At 55.5% G+C, this 19931-nt stretch carries 17 protein-coding genes; 3 read left to right on the top strand and 14 right to left on the bottom strand.

Annotated features, from left to right (window positions below):
- Together JK231_RS08450 and JK231_RS08445 are read right to left on the bottom strand one after the other, a co-directional pair.
- Nucleotides 1-915: a branched-chain amino acid ABC transporter permease LivH gene (locus JK231_RS08450; RefSeq protein WP_211728367.1), complete on the bottom strand. Its 915-nt coding sequence runs from the start codon at nt 913-915 to the stop codon at nt 1-3.
- An 80-nt stretch (nt 916-995) separates the two neighbouring features.
- On the bottom strand, nt 996-2054 hold the full coding sequence (locus tag JK231_RS08445) for a branched-chain amino acid ABC transporter substrate-binding protein (protein WP_160868152.1): 1059 nt from the start codon (nt 2052-2054) through the stop codon (nt 996-998).
- 402 nt (nt 2055-2456) lie between these two features.
- Between JK231_RS08445 and JK231_RS08440 the strand changes: the two genes are divergently transcribed.
- Entirely contained in the window at nt 2457-3905 is a 1449-nt protein-coding gene (locus JK231_RS08440) for an AMP nucleosidase (RefSeq protein WP_097116728.1), read from the top strand.
- A 48-nt stretch (nt 3906-3953) separates the two neighbouring features.
- Here JK231_RS08440 and JK231_RS08435 read toward each other — a convergent pair whose 3' ends face one another.
- Both JK231_RS08435 and JK231_RS08430 read right to left on the bottom strand, forming a co-directional pair.
- Nucleotides 3954-4742, bottom strand: a complete 789-nt coding sequence (locus tag JK231_RS08435; protein ID WP_160832772.1) for a hypothetical protein — start codon at nt 4740-4742, stop codon at nt 3954-3956.
- Between the two features lie 257 nt (nt 4743-4999).
- The gene (locus JK231_RS08430; RefSeq protein WP_211728366.1) at nt 5000-6298 is read right to left on the bottom strand and encodes an NCS2 family permease; all 1299 of its coding nucleotides are present in this window, start codon (nt 6296-6298) and stop codon (nt 5000-5002) included.
- Between the two features lie 416 nt (nt 6299-6714).
- On the opposite strand from JK231_RS08430, the gene JK231_RS08425 reads away from it, so the two are divergent.
- Complete coding sequence (locus JK231_RS08425) at nt 6715-7461, top strand: response regulator transcription factor (protein WP_058959928.1); 747 nt, start codon at nt 6715-6717, stop codon at nt 7459-7461.
- Here the strand turns inward: JK231_RS08425 and JK231_RS08420 are convergent.
- From JK231_RS08420 to JK231_RS08395, 6 genes are all read right to left on the bottom strand, one after another.
- Nucleotides 7398-8450, bottom strand: a complete 1053-nt coding sequence (locus JK231_RS08420; RefSeq protein WP_160832770.1) for a carbohydrate kinase family protein — start codon at nt 8448-8450, stop codon at nt 7398-7400. The two genes, JK231_RS08425 and JK231_RS08420, sit on opposite strands and share 64 nt — an antisense overlap.
- 1 nt (nt 8451) lies before the next feature.
- Entirely contained in the window at nt 8452-9312 is an 861-nt protein-coding gene (locus tag JK231_RS08415; protein ID WP_166932172.1) for a ketose 1,6-bisphosphate aldolase, read from the bottom strand.
- 11 nt (nt 9313-9323) lie between these two features.
- Nucleotides 9324-10007, bottom strand: a complete 684-nt coding sequence (locus JK231_RS08410; protein WP_097116724.1) for a D-lyxose/D-mannose family sugar isomerase — start codon at nt 10005-10007, stop codon at nt 9324-9326.
- Between the two features lie 50 nt (nt 10008-10057).
- Nucleotides 10058-10996 (bottom strand): ABC transporter substrate-binding protein, encoded by a 939-nt coding sequence (locus JK231_RS08405; protein WP_058962098.1) that lies wholly within the window; start codon nt 10994-10996, stop codon nt 10058-10060.
- Between the two features lie 81 nt (nt 10997-11077).
- Nucleotides 11078-12061, bottom strand: a complete 984-nt coding sequence (locus JK231_RS08400; RefSeq protein ID WP_097116723.1) for a ribose ABC transporter permease — start codon at nt 12059-12061, stop codon at nt 11078-11080.
- Nucleotides 12062-12071: 10 nt separating this feature from the next.
- Nucleotides 12072-13577 carry a sugar ABC transporter ATP-binding protein gene (locus JK231_RS08395; RefSeq protein WP_097116722.1) on the bottom strand — a complete coding sequence of 502 codons (1506 nt, stop codon included), beginning with the start codon at nt 13575-13577 and terminating at the stop codon, nt 12072-12074.
- Between the two features lie 145 nt (nt 13578-13722).
- Here JK231_RS08395 and JK231_RS08390 point away from each other — a divergent pair, with 145 nt between their 5' ends.
- Nucleotides 13723-16308: an ATP-binding protein gene (locus tag JK231_RS08390; RefSeq protein WP_211728365.1), complete on the top strand. Its 2586-nt coding sequence runs from the start codon at nt 13723-13725 to the stop codon at nt 16306-16308.
- Here the strand turns inward: JK231_RS08390 and phnE (JK231_RS08385) are convergent.
- The 4 genes from phnE (JK231_RS08385) to phnC form a co-directional block, all read right to left on the bottom strand.
- Nucleotides 16262-17146 (bottom strand): phosphonate ABC transporter, permease protein PhnE, encoded by an 885-nt coding sequence (phnE, locus tag JK231_RS08385; protein ID WP_097116720.1) that lies wholly within the window; start codon nt 17144-17146, stop codon nt 16262-16264. The two genes, JK231_RS08390 and phnE (JK231_RS08385), sit on opposite strands and share 47 nt — an antisense overlap.
- Nucleotides 17143-18006, bottom strand: coding sequence for a phosphonate ABC transporter, permease protein PhnE (phnE, locus tag JK231_RS08380; protein ID WP_182058129.1), 864 nt, complete (start codon nt 18004-18006; stop codon nt 17143-17145). The genes phnE (JK231_RS08385) and phnE (JK231_RS08380) overlap by 4 nt, the downstream gene beginning before the upstream one ends.
- Nucleotides 18007-18086: 80 nt before the next feature.
- Nucleotides 18087-19013, bottom strand: a complete 927-nt coding sequence (gene phnD, locus JK231_RS08375; RefSeq protein ID WP_034824564.1) for a phosphonate ABC transporter substrate-binding protein — start codon at nt 19011-19013, stop codon at nt 18087-18089.
- 26 nt (nt 19014-19039) lie between these two features.
- On the bottom strand, nt 19040-19870 hold the full coding sequence (gene phnC / locus JK231_RS08370; protein WP_034824566.1) for a phosphonate ABC transporter ATP-binding protein: 831 nt from the start codon (nt 19868-19870) through the stop codon (nt 19040-19042).
- Nucleotides 19871-19931 lie beyond the last annotated feature (61 nt).

Below are 19931 nucleotides of genomic sequence, written 5' to 3'. Positions count from 1 at the left end.
TCACACTTTTGCGACCAGCGGACGACCCAGCAGTCCCTGCGGACGGAAGATTAAAATCACCACCAGCAGCGAAAACGAGAACACATCTTTGTAGTCAGAGTTAACCAACCCCGCAAACTGCGCTTCCGCTACCCCAAGCAGTAGTCCACCGAGCATGGCTCCGGGTAGAGAACCGATACCGCCCAGTACTGCCGCCGTAAAGGCTTTGATACCGATAATGAATCCGGCATAAAAATCAAACGTGCCGTAATTCATGGTCACCAGCACGCCCGCCAGTCCGGCCATGGCTGCACCGATGACAAACACCAGCGAAATCACGCGGTCAGTATTGATGCCGAGAATCGATGCCATGCGCCGATCCTGCTGAACGGCACGGCAGATGCGGCCAAGTTTGGTGTACTGAATGATCCAGGTGAGCAGCGCCATGCCACAGAAAGCGGCAATCAGAATAAAGACTTTGGTCCAGGTGATTTGCACAATGCCGCCATCCACTTCCATGCGCAGCACACCCGTGAGCAGCGTCGGGATGCCCTGCTGGTTGGGCCCCTGGCTAAGCTGCACGTAGTTTTGCAGAATCAACGACATGCCGATGGCGGAAATCAACGGTGCAAGGCGTGTCGAGTTACGCAGGGGTCGATAAGCAATACGCTCGATGACCCAGCCATAAGCCGCCGTGACAATAATAGTGAACAGCAAGGTGCCGAAAATCAGTAATGGAAAGGAGTGAATACCAAAGAAACTCAGTAACGCTAAGCCTATCGCGCATAAGTAGGCGGAGATCATATACACCTCGCCATGCGCGAAGTTGATCATGCCGATAATGCCGTAAACCATGGTGTAACCGATGGCGATCAACCCATACACCGCGCCCAGCGTCAGGCCGTTAATCAACTGCTGTAAGAAAAAGGCGTCCATAAATCCATCCCGCGCGTAGAGGGAGCGCATACCTCGCGCCCAATGGCGAAAGGCCCCGCGATGCGGGGCCGCGTATCCAATTACAGTTGGTGATACTTGCCTTTATCATCCCACTGATAAACCACATAATCCGAGACTTTCAAATCGCCTTTGCCATCCCAGGCTTTTTTACCCATCACGGTATCGACGCTGTTGGCTTTTAACCAGTCACTGGCTTTGGCGTTGTCTTTACCCGCCGCTTTGTAAGCCGCCGCAATAGCCTGCACAGAGGCGTAAGCATACAGGGTGTAACCTTCCGGTTCGAAGCCGCTGGCGCGGAACTTCTCAATCACCGCTTTGCCATCCGGAATGGTGCGCGGGTCATTACCGAAGGTCATATAAACCCCTTTGGTGTATTGAGGGCCACCAGCCGCTGTCACCATCTCTTCCGTCACGATGCAGTCTCCGGAGAAGAAGGCGGCATTCACACCCTGCTCACGCATTTGACGCACCAGCGGACCGGCTTCTGGATGACAACCACCGAAATAGACCACGTCGGGTTTCACCGCGCCAATCTTGGTGACCAGCGCATTGAAGTCTTTCTCACCGCGTGAAAGCCCTTCATACAGCACCTCTTTCACGCCACGTTTTTCCAGCGCAGCTTTTGTGGCATCGGCCAGCCCCTGACCGTAAGTGTCTTTGTCATGGATTACCGCCACCTTTTTCGCTTTCAGTTTGTCGATAATGAAGTCCGCCGCAATCGCGCCTTGCTGATCGTCACGGCCACACATGCGGAACATGGTTTTCATGCCGCGCTCGGTGATTTGCGGGTTGGTGGACCCGGGGGTGATCGCCAACACGCCCGCTTCGTCATACACCTCTGACGCGGGCATGGTGGAGGAGGAACAGAAGTGACCCACCACCGCCATCACTTTGTCCTGATCGACGAGTCGGTTTGCTACTGATACCGCCTGTTTGGGTTCGCAGGCATCATCGCCCTGCACCAGCACAATTTTTTCGCCGTTAATACCACCAGCGGCATTGATATCATCGGCAGCCTGACTAGCGCCCTTCCAGTATTGCGCCCCGTAGGTCGCATTTGGACCAGAGAACGGGCCTGCCACACCAATCTTGATATCCGCCTGAGCGTAAAATGCCATGCTCAGACAACCTGCAAGTACCACCTTCACTGGGTGTTTCATGAATTTCAAAGACATGCTTTCAATCCTCAACGGGTCAGGAACGGAGCCATACCACGGCCTGGGAGAAATCAATTTCTGAAACTTTTGCAGCACTGTATGCAGCCGATAGGGCCACGATTTAGGATCAAGCAAGAAACTCGCCAAAGAAGACGGTCGGTGGCAGCTTTTTGCAGTGGCATCGCGCCAGGGTAGACGAGGCGCGAGGTGACATCCCTGCTAATCATAAACATAGCCAGAGTTAAGCCGCATACCAGCACCGTGATGGTGCAGAATGCGGTCGATCACAGATTATTCATCGTGCTGGGGTGTTTATCCGCTATGCTCTGGTCAAATCGGTCCACGTTTCCTGAAGGAGAATCTATGAATACGCAACGGAACGGATTGAGTAGCCAGCAGGCACTGGATGAACTGGAGCGCCTGTATGAAAGCGCAGTGGAAGCACTGCGCAACGCGATTCGCGATTTCACGACAACCGGCACGCTGCCGGATGAAGATGCGCGACAGAAAGGTCTGTTTGTTTATCCGGAACTGCGCATCACCTGGCTGGGTGAAGGCCCACAGCAAAACCGCACTCGTGCATGGGGACGTTTTACCCACACCGGCAGTTACAGCACCACCATTACCCGCCCGGCACTGTTGCGTCACTACCTGAGTGAGCAATTACAGATGCTGGAGAAAGAGTACGACGTCCTGGTTGAAGTGGTGCCTTCTCAGCAGGAGATTCCGTATCCGTACGTCATTGATGGCCTGACACTGGATCGCTCGATGAGCGCCAGCATTGCGCGCCATTTCCCTACCACCGAACTGTCGCAGATTGGCGATGAAACCGCAGATGGCCTGTTCCATGCGAATGCCATTTTCCCGCTGTCACACTTCGATGCACTGCGCACTGATTTCTCACTGGCGCGTTTACGCCACTACACCGGTACAGCCGTCGAGCATTTCCAGCCGTTTGTGCTCTTCACTAACTACACGCGCTATGTCGATGAGTTTGTGCGTTGGGCGATTGAGCAGGTTCAGGATCCTTCCACACCCTATGACAGCCTTGCCTGTGCTGGCGATGTGGTGATCACCGCTGACACCCAGGATCCCACGGCAATGATGTCTGATCTGGCCTGGAAGAAGCACCAGATGCCGGCCTGGCACCTGACATCACCGAATCGCCGTGGCATCACCCTTGTGAACATTGGTGTGGGTCCGTCCAATGCCAAAACCATCTGCGACCATCTGGCAGTGATTCGCCCCCACGCCTGGCTGATGATTGGTCACTGCGGCGGCCTGCGTGAAAGCCAGACCATCGGTGATTACGTGCTGGCGCATGCATATTTGCGTGACGATCATGTGCTGGATAGTGTGCTGCCGCCGGACATTCCTATTCCAAGCATTGCTGAAGTGCAGCGCGCGCTCTATGACGCCACCAAAGCCGTCAGCGGCATGCCGGGAGAAGAGGTGAAACAGCGTCTGCGCACCGGTACGGTAGTGACCACAGATGACCGTAACTGGGAGTTGCGTTACTCCGCTTCTGCACTGCGCTTTAACCTGAGTCGCGCGGTGGCAGTTGATATGGAGAGTGCCACGATTGCCGCGCAAGGCTATCGCTTCCGTGTACCTTACGGCACCTTACTGTGCGTCTCGGATAAGCCACTGCACGGCGAGATTAAATTGCCGGGCCAGGCGAATCGTTTCTATGAGGGGGCTATTTCTGAGCACCTGCAGATTGGCATTTGCGCGGTAGAACTGCTGCGTGCTGAGGGCGATAAGTTGCATTCAAGAAAGTTGCGCACCTTTAATGAACCCCCTTTCAGGTAAAGGTTTAACTCCGGTCCCATTGGGGCCGGAATTACATGGGATTTCAGTTCAAACTTTAACCAACAGGTCTTTCACAAACCAGGCCAGCACAGCCAGAATAGCGGGCACCATAATCGACCAGGTGAGTCGGTCATTCAGCTTTTCAAATTTCACATTGAGCTTTTCAAACCTCTCATCGATCCTGACAAACTTCTTCTCAAATTTTTCATCCATGCGTTCAAACTTCACATCGATGCGTTGTTCCATTTTGTCTAGCTTGTCGTCGATACGCAGTTCCATTTTGTCTAGCTTGTCGTCGATGCGCAGTTCCATTTTGTCCAACTTGTCGTCGATGCGCACTTCCAACTTTTCAAGTTTATCGTCAAAGTGAAACGCCATTTTTCCCAATTTATCATCGAAATGCAGCGCCATTTTTCCCAGTTTATCGTCGAAACTCAGCGCCATTGTCCCTAGTTTATCGTCGAAATGCCGCGCCATCCCTCCCAACTTATCGTCGAAATTCAGCGCCATTGTCCCTAGTTTATCGTCGAAATGCCGCGCCATTCCCCCCAGCTTATCGTCAAAGTGCAGCGCCATCTTTTCGAACTTACCATCGGTACGCTTTTCCGACTTTCCCATTTCTCCCAGCAATTCGGTACGCAGCGTGCCGATATCGGCCTTAGTCGCAAAATTCTCGGATCGCGCGGTCAGGACGGCAACATCCTGTTGAATTTGATGCGTAGTTTTTTCCAGCAATCCGACTCGTTGAGTTAATTCTTCCATTTTTGAATCTCCGATATTCCTGACGACATAGATAAGTGGTGGAAGAAACGGGGCAGTACGCATGGCGTATTCCATTACAAACCTCCAGAGAGTCCCGGCTATCTCTTCACCTTGCAGCGTAGTGAAACAGATTCGAGCCGCTTAAACATTCCACGAACCCGCCATTCGCGGCAAAAAAGTTCAGGCAGGCATCAATACGTCGCGCAGGTTAAAACTGGCAGAGAAATAATAAAAGCAGTCACAGTGAGGGATTGCGAGAGATGGCACATAAAATATTGGTGGGGATGAAACAGAAAACACGGAAGCCCGATCGGGCTTCCGGAAACCAAAACTTAAGCGCTCAGCCAGCCCAGTTTGATGACGAACAGAATCGAGAGAATCACCAGTGCAGCATTGATCTCTTTCGTACGACCACTCAGCAGTTTTACCACGGTCCAGGTAATGAAACCGAAGGCGATACCGTTGGCGATGGAGTAAGTCAAAGGCATGGTCAGCGCGGTGACGGTCACTGGCGCAGCCGTGGTGATGTCTTTCCAGTCAATTTCGGCCAAACCAGAGGCCATCAACACCGCCACAAACAGTAATGCTGGTGCGGTAGCGTAAACCGGAACACTACCCGCCAGCGGCGAGAAGAACAGGCTCAGCAGGAAAAGTACAGCAACCACAATCGCCGTTAAACCAGTACGACCACCGGCACTGACACCCGCAGCAGATTCAACATAACTGGTGGTCGTTGAGGTACCCAGCAGTGAACCAAACAGCGCAGCCGCACTGTCAGCGATTAACGCACGGCCCATTTTCGGCACATTGCCCTGCTCATCCGCCAGTCCCGCACGCTTGGTCACGCCCAGCAGCGTACCGGTGTTATCGAACACATCCACAAACAGGAAGGCAAAGATAACGCTCACCAGACCCACGTTAAACGCACCGGCGATATCCAGTTGCATAAAGGTGGGTGCAATAGAAGGGGGTGCTGAGAACACGCCACCAAATGGCGTCAGACCAATGCCCATCGAGATAAAGGTCACGACCAGGATGCCGATCAACACTGCGCCGGTCACGCGACGCGCTTCCAGTGCCACAATGATGAAGAAGCCTAACAGTGCCAGCAGCGGACCCGGTTTGGTCAGATCGCCCAGGCCAACCAGTGTTGCCGGGTTATCCACCACGATGCCCGCGCCTTCCAGCGCAATCAGTGCCAGGAACAAGCCGATACCGGCAGCGATACCCGCGCGCAGAGGCAGCGGAATACTGGCAATAATCCACTCACGAATTTTGAAAATTGACAGCGCAAAGAAGATCACCGCTGACAGGAACACCGCGCCGAGTGCGATCTGCCAGGTGTAGCCCATGTGCAGCACAACGGTATAAGTGAAGAAAGCATTGAGCCCCATGCCCGGTGCCAGCGCGATGGGATAGTTGGCGATCAGCCCCATCAGCACACAGCCAATTGCCGCCGCTAAGCAGGTCGCCACAAAGACCGCACCTTTATCCATGCCGGTCGCACCGAGAATGCTCGGGTTAACAAACAGAATGTAGGCCATGGCCAGGAAGGTAGTGATACCCGCAATGATTTCGGTGCGCACGGTGGTGTTGTGCGCTTTAAGTTTGAAGAGTTTTTCTAACATCATCATCTCTCATGAGCGGAGACGGCACGGGTGCACGTTCTCTCTTGCCAATGTGGTTAACAAACTAATTATTGTATTGATGAAAGCGACACACGCTGGACCCAAGGCAGACACACCTTCCGCTTTCCCCTGTCCACATAGCAATAGCTATGCCATCACCGTACGCAATCGTTTACGTTTCAAAATGCGGTTGCGGTTAGGATAATTCTGAACCCGAACAGGGCGCGATTATGGTGCATTGCACCATGGCTGCGCAATCGTTTTCCCTTCTACTGCCTTCCAGAGGAAAAAGATTGCGGCAACGCACGCTTTCGCACACTGCTCAGCGATGGCGCTCACGTTTCTGCAGCACAGGACAGCAGCTCAAAAACATCGGGTTACACTGCTTTTAACCCTTTCGCAACATAAGAGACAGCGCAATGAAGCCCGCGATTTTGGTCGTTGATGATGATCGTGCCGTGTGTGAATTGCTGCACGATGTATTGAGTGAACATGTGTTTACCGTCTACAGCTGCCATCAGGGCAAAGATGCCCTTGCGCTGCTCAGCCTGCATCCCGAGATCTCCCTGGTGATGCTGGACATGATGCTACCGGACACCAACGGCTTACTGGTGCTGCAACAGATGCAGCGGCAGCGGCCGGACCTGTTGGTCATCATGCTGACCGGGATGGGGTCGGAAGCAGATATGGTGGTGGGATTAGAGATGGGTGCGGATGATTACATCGCCAAACCCTTTAATCCTCGGGTGGTTGTCGCGCGTGCACGTGCAGCACTGCGCCGCTGTGGACGTCTGACACAAGCTGATGCACAGCAGGATGAAGGATGGCAATTCAATGGCTGGCGGCTGGATGATGCGCGTTGTCAGCTGTTTAATCCTCAGCGCGAAAGTGTCGCCCTCACTCAAGGCGAATATACCCTGTTGCGCGCCCTGGTGGGTCACGCACGCAAAGTGCTGACGCGCGATCAACTGCTGGAACTGACTCACAATGAGAGTCTTGAGGTGTTCGACCGCACCATAGACGTGCTCATCATGCGACTGCGGCGGAAAATCGAAGCCAATCCACACCAACCCAGCCTTATCCGCACCATCCGTGGCCTCGGTTACGTATTTTCCGCTGATGTATTGCGTCCGGCTTCAGCCGCGCGTGAAACACAGATTGCCTGATTCATCCAGCGCTGCATCTCGGCCAATGGCCGCGTGCCGTCCAGCGCATTCGCTGCATGCAAATTGAAACAAGCGCAGGTATGTGCCAGCTTCAATGTCTCCAGCAGGGGCCAACCTTCATGACTGGCATATAACACCCCAGCACAAAACGCATCTCCCGCCCCAACGCTGCCGACAATCTCTTCTGGTTTCAGGCACCACGCCGGCTGCCACCCTGCTTCACCCCTGCTCTCTTGTCCCCAGGCACCTTCAGGGGCATGGATCACCACGCGTTGGCGCACGCCCTGTTCCAGTAACCAGGCGGCGGCCTCGGCAAACGCGCTGGGTGCTGCCAGCCCCGAAGCGCTGCGCAGCGTCACGCCAGTGAGTGACTGCGCCTCCAGTTCATTAATCACCAGATAATCGAGCCAGCGTAACGCCGGCACCACCAACGGGCGATACTCCCCGGTTCGCGACACCAAATCCAGCGAAGTGAGGTAACCCCGTTGCTGCATTTGTGCCAGCAGATGCGCGCTGCGCGTACCAAAAATCTCATCAGACTGGTCGAGACTATCCAGCAACAACAAATAGCCGAGATGAAATATACGATGTGAAGTGACAACTTCAGCAAAATGGGGCAAATCCAGTTCGGCATTGGCGCCGCGGGCATGGAAAAACGTGCGTTGACCATCGGGCGTGGTCATCACTTGTGTCATCGCCGTGCTGACATTGCGCGTGCGTTGTACAAACTGACGATCAATCTGATGATCGTCCAGCAACTGCACGATGTAATCACCGTCACTGTCCCCGCCCACCATGCCGACACCGGCCAGCGGCAAATTGACCTGCATGCGCGCCAGGGTGAACAGCACATTCAGTGCAGCGCCTCCGCTGCACTTCTCACTGTGGGTGATCTCCGCTAACCAGCCTTGTTCTGGCCAATGCGTGATACGTTGTACATGATCCACCAGCATACTGCCCGCACCGAGAATACCGTTGCGTTGCACCATGTCAGGCCCTCCCGGCGCTGCCAAACACCTGCATCTGCTGCGCCACCACATTGGCAATATCGTGTTCTACCGCCATCAGCAGTTCAGCAAACGAGTCGTAGCGCGCATCACGCTGAGTAATTTGCTTTTCTATCGCGCCTAGTGCGGCTTGTGACATGCCGGTATAGAAATTGATTTTATGAATGCCCAAACTGATGGCGTGGCGGAAATCGGCATCACTGATCCCTGAACCGCCATGCAGCACCAAAGGAATGCCTGCCGCCGAGCGAATTGCCGCCAGACGCTCAAAGTCGAGCTTCGGCTCACCTTTGTATTTGCCGTGCGCGTTGCCAATCGCTACGGCCAGACAATCGATCCCGGTTGACTGGACAAACTCCGCCGCCAGAGCAGGATCGGTGAATTTGTTGCTGTCAGCCTCACCAAACAGTGCCCCACCTTCATCGCCGCCCACCGCGCCCAATTCCGCTTCAACCGATACGCCAATGGCGTGGCACATCTTCACCACTTCACGGGTCTGGCGCACATTCTCCTCATAGCTGAGGGTGGAGCCATCAAACATCACCGAAGTAAATCCGAGGCGAATCGCCTGCATTACCGCCTCAAAATGCAAACCATGGTCAAGATTAAGCACCACTGGGATATCATGCAGCGCCGCTTCTGTGCGAATCGCCGCAATCAGATGCTCGAGGCTGACATACTTAAAATGCACTTCCGCGATATTGATGATGAACGGTGAGCGCTGTTGCTCAGCCGCCTGGAACAGCGCACGCAGAAAATGGGTATCCAGCACGTTAAATGCGCCGAGCGCGTATTGGTGCTGTTGCGCATGGGCCAGGCCCTGCGCCAGAGAAATCAGTGCCATCGTGAACTCCTTTATGCCAGCCAGCGGTGATATTCGTTACACAATAGCCAGCGCGGATCTTCATCCTCATTAATCGGATTAAAGCGCGCCAGCGGTGTGAGAAAGACGTTGTCATGCTCGTCATCGTTCGGCATCGAGACTTCGCCAACCAGCACATCGCCATAGCCCTCTTCGCCCCAGAAACTGTGCCAGATACCGGGCAGCAAGGTGACACTCTCGCCCGGGGAAAGACGCAGTTGCGATCCCGCCGCGTGAGTTTGGCGAATGCCATCTAAAGTGACTTTTACCGGTGAGTCATCAAGCCGGTCGCCCGCGCGGTTATGCAGCGTGACGATCAGATTGCCGCCACCGCGATTGATGATGTCTTCCATCTTTTGTGGGTGGTAGTGCATCGGCGTCACCTGCCCTTCCCGCACGTGCATGATTTTTTCAGCGTAAGGTTTTCCCCACGGCTGACCGCCGCGCGACCCGTTGCGCAGAGTAAACAGGGTTAAGCCAGTCTGAGAGAAATCATCAGCGCCAAAACTGGTGACATCCCAGCCCAGATGCAGCGCCAGCAGCTCTTCTGCGTGGCGTTTATCCAGCGCACGCCATTGGCTGAGGCCATAGTCGGCCCAGGGCGGCAGGTGCACATCCTGTCGCATAAAGAATTCGCGGGTGAGTTGCAGAATGGCGTTCACTTCGGATCGATGCATAACTCCGCTCCCAATGTGGGCGGCCCAGAGACCGCCTCAAGAAATCAACGTTATTTCACCGTCCAGCCTTTGTAGCTGCTGACAGTATTGCGATCGATCATCGTGACCGGAATCAGCACCGGTTTGTCAGGTGCGGGTTTGCCCTGCAGGATGTCGTAGCCAATCTCCACCGCTTTGGCTGCCATCACCTGCGGGTCTTGCGCTGGGGTGGCGACAAACAGCGAGCCTTTACGTTTCAGGGCTTCTTCGCCGTCTGGCGAACCATCGACGCCGACAATAAAGAACTCACTGCGCTGGGCTTGCTTGGCAGCCAAATCGGCACCAATCGCCGTTGGGTCGTTAATCGCAAACACCGCATCGATCTTCGGATTGGCAGACAGCAGTCCGGTCATCACCTCCAGGCCACCATCGCGACTGCCCTTGGCGTTCTGGTTATAGGAGAGCAGTTTGATATCGGGATGAGTTTTCAGCTCGTTCATACAGCCTTCAACCCGGTTTTGCACCGCTGACACCGGCGGTCCGTTGATGATCACCACGTTGCCTTTATCTTTCAGGCGATCAGAGATGTATTTACAGGCCATCGCACCTGCCTGGGTGTTATCGGAGGTGATGGTGGCATTGGCACCGTCAGCCGCCACGTCGACCGCCACCACCACGATGCCGGCATCACGAGCACGTTTCACCGCGGGAGCGATGCCTTTGGAATCGGCGGCGTTAAGGATGATCATGTCCACTTTGGCGGCGATAAAGTTATCTATCTGCGCCACCTGCTGACCAAGATCGTAACCGCTGGAAACCAGCGTCACATTGACCTTGTCGCCGGCCAGTTCACGCGCCTTCAGCTCAGCACCTTTAGTGATCTGCACGAAGAACGGATTGGCGAGATCGCCGACGGTGACACCAATGGATTTGAGTTCTTTTGCCTGCACCAGTGGCGCACTCAACAACGTCGCCGCCAGCAGTCCGGTCAGAATCGGATTAAAACGCATAGTCGATGTTCTCCTGCTTTTTTGATTATGTTGGCGATCCAGCAGATCGCCGTTGTGTGACAGCCTGTTGCAAATACACCCTTAACCCACGTGATGACGTGTGCGGTACTTATCGATGAGTACGGCAATGATGATCACAGCGCCCTTAATGACCAACTGCCAGAAGTAAGAAACGCCCATCAGCGTCATGCCGTTGTTCAGCGTGGCGATTATCAGCGCACCAATCAGCGTGCCGGTAATGGTGCCGATACCGCCGACAAAGCTTGTGCCGCCCAAAATCACCGCAGCAATCGCATCCAACTCGTATCCCACACCCAGGTTGCCGTTAGCGCTGTAGAGACGTGAGGCACTCATCAATCCACCCAGCCCCGACAACATGCCGCTCATGGCATAGACGAACACCAGCACCATACCGACCTTGATCCCGGTGAGGCGCGCCGCCTGCACGTTGCCGCCCACGGCGTAGATGTGCACACCCAGGGTGGTACGGCGCAGAATAAACCAGCACAGCGCGATGACGGCAAAGGCAATAATGATCAGCCAGGGGATCGGCCCGAGATAACCGTTGCCTATCCACTCGAAATTGATGTCAGAGTTGATGACGGTAGTGCCATTCGCCAGTAAATACGCCGCCCCGCGCAAGGCGGTATAGGTGCCGAGCGTCACGATAAAGGGCGGTAAGCCAGCCCATGCCACCAACAGTCCGTTGAACAGGCCCATAATCAGCCCTGCGCCGAGCGCCGCCGGGATGGTCAGGCCCGCAAAGGCCGGATCCAGCGACACCACCATCGCCACGACCGCCGTGGTGCCCAGCATCGAGCCCACTGACAGATCGATCCCGCCGGTGAGGATCACAAAGGTCATCCCCGCCGCCAGCACGATATTGATCGAAGCCTGACGGGTAATATTCAGCAGGTTAGCTTCGGTAAAGAAGTTCGGCGCAACAAAACCAAATACCGCCACAATCAGGATCAAAATCGGCAGAATCCCTACCGTTTGCAGCAGGTCGCTCATCAAGGCGCGTTTAAGCGTTGGACTTTTTACGCGTGCAGTTTCACTGGTCATTGCGGTCTCCTCAGGCCTGTACCGGCTGTGCGCCGGTGGCCAGTGTCATAATGTTTTCCTGGCTAATCTCTGCGCCGCTCAGCTCTCCGGCAATACTGCCCTCACGCATCACATACACGCGGTCACTCATCCCGACCACCTCCGGCAGTTCGCTGGAGATCATCAAAATCGCCACGCCCTGTTGCGCCATCTGGTTCATCATGCGGTAGATTTCACTCTTGGCGCCGACGTCCACGCCGCGCGTGGGCTCATCCAGCAGCAGAATGCGTGGTGCAATCGCTACCCAGCGTGAGATCAGCAGTTTCTGTTGATTACCGCCCGATAGCCCCCCGGCCCGTACCTGGGCGTGCGGCACACGAATGTTGAGTGATTCGATGGCATCACCGGCAATCTTTTGCCCTTTACGCCGATTAAGCAGGCCGTAGCTGGCATCGCGTTCCAGCGTCGCCATCACGATGTTTTCCTGTGCGGCCAGTTCCAGGAACAGCCCCTGCTCTTTACGGTTCTCGGTGAGGAAGCCAATACCACGTGCGATGGCATCTCGCGGCGAATGAATTTTGACTTTCTCGCCATCGATCCAGATTTCGCCTCCCCTGGGTTGATGCACGCCAAAAATCAGCTGCGCCAGCTCACTGCGTCCGGCACCGACCAATCCCGCCAATCCGACAATCTCCCCGGCACGCACCGAGAGACTACTGGGATGGACTTTGCGGTTATCGGTCAGGTGATTGACAGCGAGACGGACCTCGCCGAAGGGAATGTTGCGGTCTTTATTGAACAGATCGCTCAGCGGACGGCCAACCATCATGCGCACCAGTTCACTGGCATTAAGCTGATCGCGCGTCAGGCTGCCAACATACTGCCCATCACGCAGCACGCTGACGCGATCCGAAAGCTCATACACTTCGGCCATGCGATGGCTAATGTAAATGATCGCCATGCCTTCGCTGCGCAGGCGTTTAATCAGCGCAAACAGCTGTTCGGTTTCGCGATTGGAGAGTGCTGCCGTGGGTTCATCCATCACCAGAATGCGGCTGTTGCGGTGCAGCGCGCGGGCAATCTCCACCTGCTGCTGCTCAGCGATACTGAGTTTGCTCACCAGATCGTTGGCACTGAATTGGGCACCCAGACGATTAATCACCTGCTGTGCCTCTTCCGCCATCTGCCGCCGTTTCACCAGCCCACCGCGCGTGATCTCGCTGCCGAGAAAGATGTTCTCTGCCACGGTGAGATTAGGTGCCAGATTGATTTCCTGATAAATCAGCGTGATGCCTGCTGCCAGCGCTTCTTTTGGGCCTTTGATGGCGTAGGGTTTACCGTTGATAAGAATTTCCCCGCTGCTGGCGGTATAAGCACCGGCCAGAATCTTCATCAGCGTACTTTTCCCGGCACCGTTTTCGCCCATCAGCGCATGGACTTCACCCGGCCACACGGTCAGATCCACGCCCTTTAACGCGTAGAAACTGCCGAAGCGTCGGGTGATTTCGCGCATTTCTAATATCGGTGTCGCCGCCATCGCCTGACTCCTGCTTTCTGAAGTTGTCGCCGAGTGTTGCAACGCCAGATAAATGGAAAATGTCAGCGGCCATTCATATTTGTCATATTGCGCCCCGGTCACGCTTCTATACTCGCCGGGAGCTGAGAGGTAAGGAGTGACCGCAATGAGTCAGAGTCTGCACTGGCACGCTGGCGCGCGGGGTCGCCTGCTGCTGTTTAACCTGTTAGTGGTGAGTGTCACGCTGGCGGTGAGCCTGGTGGCTATTTTTGGATTTCGCCACGCCGGTCACATTCAGGAGCAGGCACAGGCGCAAACCCTGGCGGATATGAACGGCAGCCTGGCGCTGGCGCGGGATACTGCCAACGTGGCCACCGCCGCCGTACGATTGGCGCAGGTGGTGGGTGCGCTGGAGTATCAAAGCGAGTCGGCTCGTCTGCAGCAGACGCAGCAAGCGTTACAACAATCCCTATCCCTGCTGGCGAACGCGCCTCTGGCCGCACAGCAACCTGAACTGCTGGCGCGCATTCGAGAACGCAGCCAGATGCTGGAACAGAGCATCAATCAGCTGCTTAGGGTTGGCCATCAACGCCACTTACAACGTAATGTGATGCTGAGTGGCCTGTGGCAGGCACAACTCTTGCTGAATCGCATTGATGTGCTCGCCAGCGACGGCGCTTTTTTGCCGCTGCGCCAGCAAACGGATGCCCTGTTAAAGGTGGCAATCCAATCCACTGCGCCACAAGCCGCTGAACAGCAATTACAGCAGGTGCTGCCCATCTGGTCCGCCTTACCGTTACAAGATGCGCTGGCAATGCAGCGTGACCGATTGGTCGACACCGCGCGCAGCCTGCAGCCGGTCGCTGAACAGCTTGAGCAGAGCGATATCGCGATTGCCTACGCGACCTATCGCATCAAAGCGCTGGTGGCGATGCTGAATGGCGACATCACTCATTATGTGCAACTGGTGGCGCAGCAGAGCGATGCGCGCAGCACCTCCACGCATCAGGAACTGGACTCCATCATCGGTTTTATTGGCCTGTTTATGCTACTGGCACTGCTGATCACCGGTTACGCGGGTTACTACATTTATCGCAATCTCGGTTCCAGCCTGACCGCTATCGCCCACGCCATGACGCGTCTGGCCCAGGGCGAGAAAAGCGTCAATGTTCCGGGATTGGCCCGCCGTGATGAGCTCGGCGATCTGGCTCGCGCCTTTAACGTCTTTGCACGCAATACGGCTTCACTGGCCCACACTTCCCGCCTGTTAAAAGAGAAAAGCAATCAGCTGGAATCCACTTTCCTCGCCATGCGCGATGGCTTTGCGTTGTTCGATAACAGTGGGCAACTGGTGGTGTGGAACGCGCAGTACGCCGAGTTACTCGGCATTCCGGCACGCGACCTGCATCGCGGCCTGCATTATCAACGTCTGCTAGAGCGAATGGATGTGCAGCTCACCAGCCTGCAGGATGCGCAGGAAGTTCGCCTGCCCGACGGCCGCACGCTGGAACTGCGCTTTAGCCCGGTGCCACGCCGGGGCATGGTCAATACCGTGCTTGAGCGCACCACACGTAAGGCGCTGGAAGAAGCGCTGCTGCACAGCCAAAAAATGAAAGCGGTGGGCCAACTCACCGGCGGTATCGCCCACGACTTTAACAACCTGCTGGCCGTGATTATTGGCAGTCTGGCCCTCACCGTGGGCCAACTCCCCTCCGGTTCACTGGCCAGTCGCATTGAGCGAGCCCGGCTGGCGGCCGACCGCGCGGCACAGCTTACCCAGCGGCTGCTGGCCTTCTCACGTAAACAGTCGCTTTATCCGCGTGCGGTATCAGTCATTGAGCTGGTCGATAATCTGCACTCACTGTTACAGCATGCACTGTTGCCCGGTCAGCAATTAGTGGTTGATGCGCAACGCCCCGGCTGGCCCGCGTGGATCGATGCCGGGCAACTGGAAAATGCGCTGATGAATCTGGTGGTCAATGCACGCGATGCCATGGAGAAGCAGAGCGGAGAAATTCGCCTGCGCATCTGGAATCAGCGAATGCAGGAAGCGGATGGTAAACGCGATCGCGTGACCATTGAAGTTATCGATCACGGCTGCGGCATGTCAGCCGAGGTACGTGAACAGGTGTTTGAGCCATTTTTCACCACCAAAGAGACCGGCAGCGGCAGCGGACTGGGGTTGTCGATGGTATATGGATTTGTGCGTCAATCTGGCGGGCAGATCGAAGTGGAAACCGCCCCCGGCCAGGGCACCACCGTGCGCCTGTTACTGCCGCGCGCACCGGAAGCGGTCCAGCCCGCGCCGACTCTTCCCGAGTTTACGCCGGGTGCCAGCAGTGACCGGCTGGTGTTGGTGCTGGATGATGAACCCGCCGTCAGGCAGACATTGTGTGAGCATCTGCATCAACTCGGCTACCTCACTTTAGAGTGTGGCGATGGTGAATCCGCACTGACGCTGCTGCGGCAGACGCCAGATATTGAGTTGTTGATCAGTGATTTGATGTTACCCGGCGCGTTAAACGGGGCGGATGTGATTCGCCAGGCGCAGCAGCAGTGGCCAGAACTGGCCACCCTGCTGATCAGCGGTCAGGATTTGCGCCAGAGCCAGGTCACTTTGCCACTGTGTGAACGGCTGGCAAAACCCTGGCAACAGGCACAGTTAGCGCAGGCGCTGGAGCGCGCCTGGCAACGCAGTGAACGGCTTAATCGCGCACGGCAGGCTGCCACAGCGGCAACGGTTTTCCCGTGATGTAACGCTTACGCAGTTTGCTGGAGATCACATCCATGATCATCACCACGCCAACCAACAAGATGGTCAGGAACATCACCACATCCCAGTTCCACAGGCGCATGTTCTCGGCATAAACCAGACCGACACCCCCTGCGCCAACGAAGCCGAGTACCGCCGCCGAACGGGTATTGGATTCAATCTGGTACAGGCTCAATGCCAGGAAGGTCGGGAAGGATTGGGTAAAGATGCCAAAGCGATGTTTCTGCAGACTATTGGCCCCCACCGCACCTAAACCCCGGCTCGGCGAACGCTCAACCGCTTCATGCCCTTCCGCATACAGTTTGCCCAGTAAGCCCACATCCTGTACCACAATCGCCAGCACACCCGCCAGTGGTCCCATGCCAACTGCACGCACAAAGATCAGGCCCCAAATCGCCATATCGACACCGCGCAGGATGTCAAGCAAACGGCGCACCACTAAGGAAATCGGACGGGCAATCGGATCGTGCATCACGTTGCGGGCGGCAAGGAAGGAAACCGGCAGCGCAATAATGGAAGCGGTCAGCGTCCCGGCGAAGACAATCGCCAACGTGATGCCAATCTGGGAGAAATAATAGCCAAATGGCCAGTTCATAAAGTCTTGCCAAACGAACATGCGCAGGAAGTAACGCCCTAGTTGCTCGCAACCGATAATAACTCGGCTCCACTCAATACCGAAAAATTCAAAGAAGAACAGGTAATAGAGCGCGATGGCAAGTGCAACTCCAGCCACGCGGCGTAGATAACGGTTCTGTGCGGCGAACAGTGCAGGATGTTCCTGCTTCAGTTTTGCCACATCCGGTACTAATGCGATCATTTGATATCCCCTTCCACCACGCGACGGCGCAACCAGCCGGATACCGTATCCAGCAGCGACACCACCACAATGATCAGCAGCAGTGTGATGCTCACCTGATCGTAACGATCCAGTTTGATGTTGGTCATCAGCTCCTGACCGATACCGCCCGCCCCCACCAATCCAAGGATGGTAGAAGAACGGAAGTTCACTTCCAGACGCATAAAGCTGTAAGAGAGAAACGTTGGTTTCACCTGCGGCCAGAAGGCGAAGCGCATGCGCTGTAATTTGGTCGCTCCACATGCCGCGAGGCCGCGTACCGGTTTGTCTGAAGCGCTTTCAATCGATTCATAAAACAGTTTGGTCAGGCTGCCCACGGTGTGCAGCGCCAGTGCGAGGAAGCCGGGAATCGCCCCAATGCCAAACGCCATCACGAACATCACTGCCCACGCCAGTTCTGGCATGGTGCGCAGGAAAGCGACGAAAGCACGGATCGCGATGCGGACGCTGCGCGGCGTCTGGGTGTTATCAGCTGCGAAAAACGCCAGTACCCCAGCCACCATCACTGCCACAATGGTCGACGACAGCGCCAGCTGCAGGGTTTCCCAGATCAGCGGCAACTGGAAGTGCAGACGGTAGCCCCAATAGGCCAGCGAGCCTTCGGTTTTTCCATCGGAGAACAGCACGGGCAGATGCAACACCGGCACGGTTTCGCCGATGTAATCGAAAAAGTGTGGCAGTGATTGCCAGACGGTGACCAGATTGAATTCCGCCATCTTGCCCGCAGCGAGGTAGAGCGCCACCAACAGCAGCGACCAGAGCACAGTGTCGCGCTTTTGCTGGCGACGAATGCGTTGGTAGTAGTGTTCGAAATCGGTCAAGGGGAATGTCCTGTGGTAGAGGGTGGTGCAGATGTGAAAAGGGTCGCCATCACGGGCGACCCTGCCAGCCAGACGCGAAATTAACCGCGTGAGCCTTTCATCAGATCACGTTTCATATCAATGATGTTCTGATAATCGGCAACGGTTGCCGGGCCGATGTGCTGAGCACCGCCCACCGCTTTAACAAAGCAGCTGTGGTCTTCTTTATCCAGCTTCTTGATCGCCGCCACCAGCTTCTGTTTGAAGTCAGCGGGCAAGTTATTGCTCACCAGGATTGGACCGTTCGGGATCAGCGGAGACTGCCAGATGATACGGATTTTCTTCATCAGGTCAGGTTGGTCCATACGCATCATGCGGCCAAAGGCACCAGAGGTATAACCCTTGTCGTAATCACCGATCATGGAGGTCCAGGTCACTGCGCCTTCGAACTGACCATTCAGCACACCCAGGATGTCCTGCTCATGGCCGCCAGAGAAGGTGACGCTGGAGAAGGTGTTATTGTACTTGTCGTCAACTGTGCCACCGAACTCTTTCTTGAACGCCTGGTTTGGCATCAGGAAGCCAGAAGTTGAATCCGGATCGGCCATGCCGAAAGATTTACCTTTCAGGTCTTCCAGTTTTTTGTACGGGCTGTCCGCTTTCACGATCACGACTGAGTGGTAACCCTGTGAACCGTCTTTGTCATCTACCACGATGCCGACAACATCAACCGCTTTCGGGTTCTGCAGATAGACGGAAGCGTAAGATGCTGGAGACATGCTCAGCACCATATCAATTTTGTTACCCAGCAGGCCCTGAATCACGCCTGAGTAGTCAGACGAGTTGCGCATTTTGGTATCGACATTCAGCTCTTTATCGAAGAAATCTTTCACGCACTGGTTATCACCGATCTGCTGAGTGGCGTTCTGTCCACCCAAAATCCCGAGGTTCAATTCTTTTGGTGCATCCGCTGCGTTAACGCCAAAAGTCATTGCAACAGTCAATAAAGCTAAAGAGGTCAGTTTCATTCGTGTTTTTTCTCTTGCCGTGGAAGTTAGTGGAGCTGGTTAATTTCGTCGCCGTATAGCTCATGCAGCAAGCCATCAGTCAACTGAGAAGGATGTCCGTCAAACAGCACTTTGCCGCGCTGAATGCCGATAACACGGGTGCAGTACTGCTTCACCAGTTCAATCGAGTGCAGGTTCACCATCACACTGATGCCCTGCTCGCTCACCTGACGCAGCACATCCATAATGCGTTTGGTGTTTTTCGGGTCGAGTGAGGCCACCGGCTCATCGGCTAGCAGGATGCGCGGGTTCTGCATCAACGCACGGCAAATCGCCACGCGCTGCATCTGTCCGCCTGACAGGTTCTCCGCACGCTGCAGCGCCTGCGGCAGCATGTTCATCCACTGCAGCAGCTCAATGGCCTGCGCACGGTCCGCTTCGGAGAACACTTTGAAGAAGGATTTCAGGGTTGAGGTCTGGCTCAGGCGTCCCAGCAGGACGTTGGTCAGTACATCAAGACGCGGCACCAGACAGAAGTCCTGGAAGATCATGCCGCATTCGCTGCGCCATTCGCGCATCTGGCGGCTGTTGAGCGTCACTACATCACGATCCGCTTCACCCTGACGATTGCTGAGAATCGCGCCCTGCGAAGCACTGATGGTGCCGTTCAGCATGTGTAACAGTGTCGATTTGCCTGCGCCTGAGCGACCAATCACGGCCACCAGCTCGCCCGCATGCAGATCGAAGCTGACATTATCCAGTACGCGGTTTTCGCCGTACGCCTTGCACAGTCCCTGTACCGACAGCACCTTGTTGCCTTGCCCGGCGTGCGGAACATAAGGATTGTCGATAACGGTTTTCAGTAATGCCTGTGCCATGTTGCACTCCATCTCGCTGAGGTCTTGATTGCCCGTTATTACGGGCAAATCCGATGAAGTC

The sequence above is a fragment of the Pantoea sp. JGM49 genome (genome assembly GCF_018257655.1).
Lineage (GTDB): Bacteria > Pseudomonadota > Gammaproteobacteria > Enterobacterales > Enterobacteriaceae > Pantoea > Pantoea communis.
The sequence above is the reverse complement of the archived record's forward strand: the minus strand, read 5'-3'. Positions and strand labels throughout refer to the sequence as shown.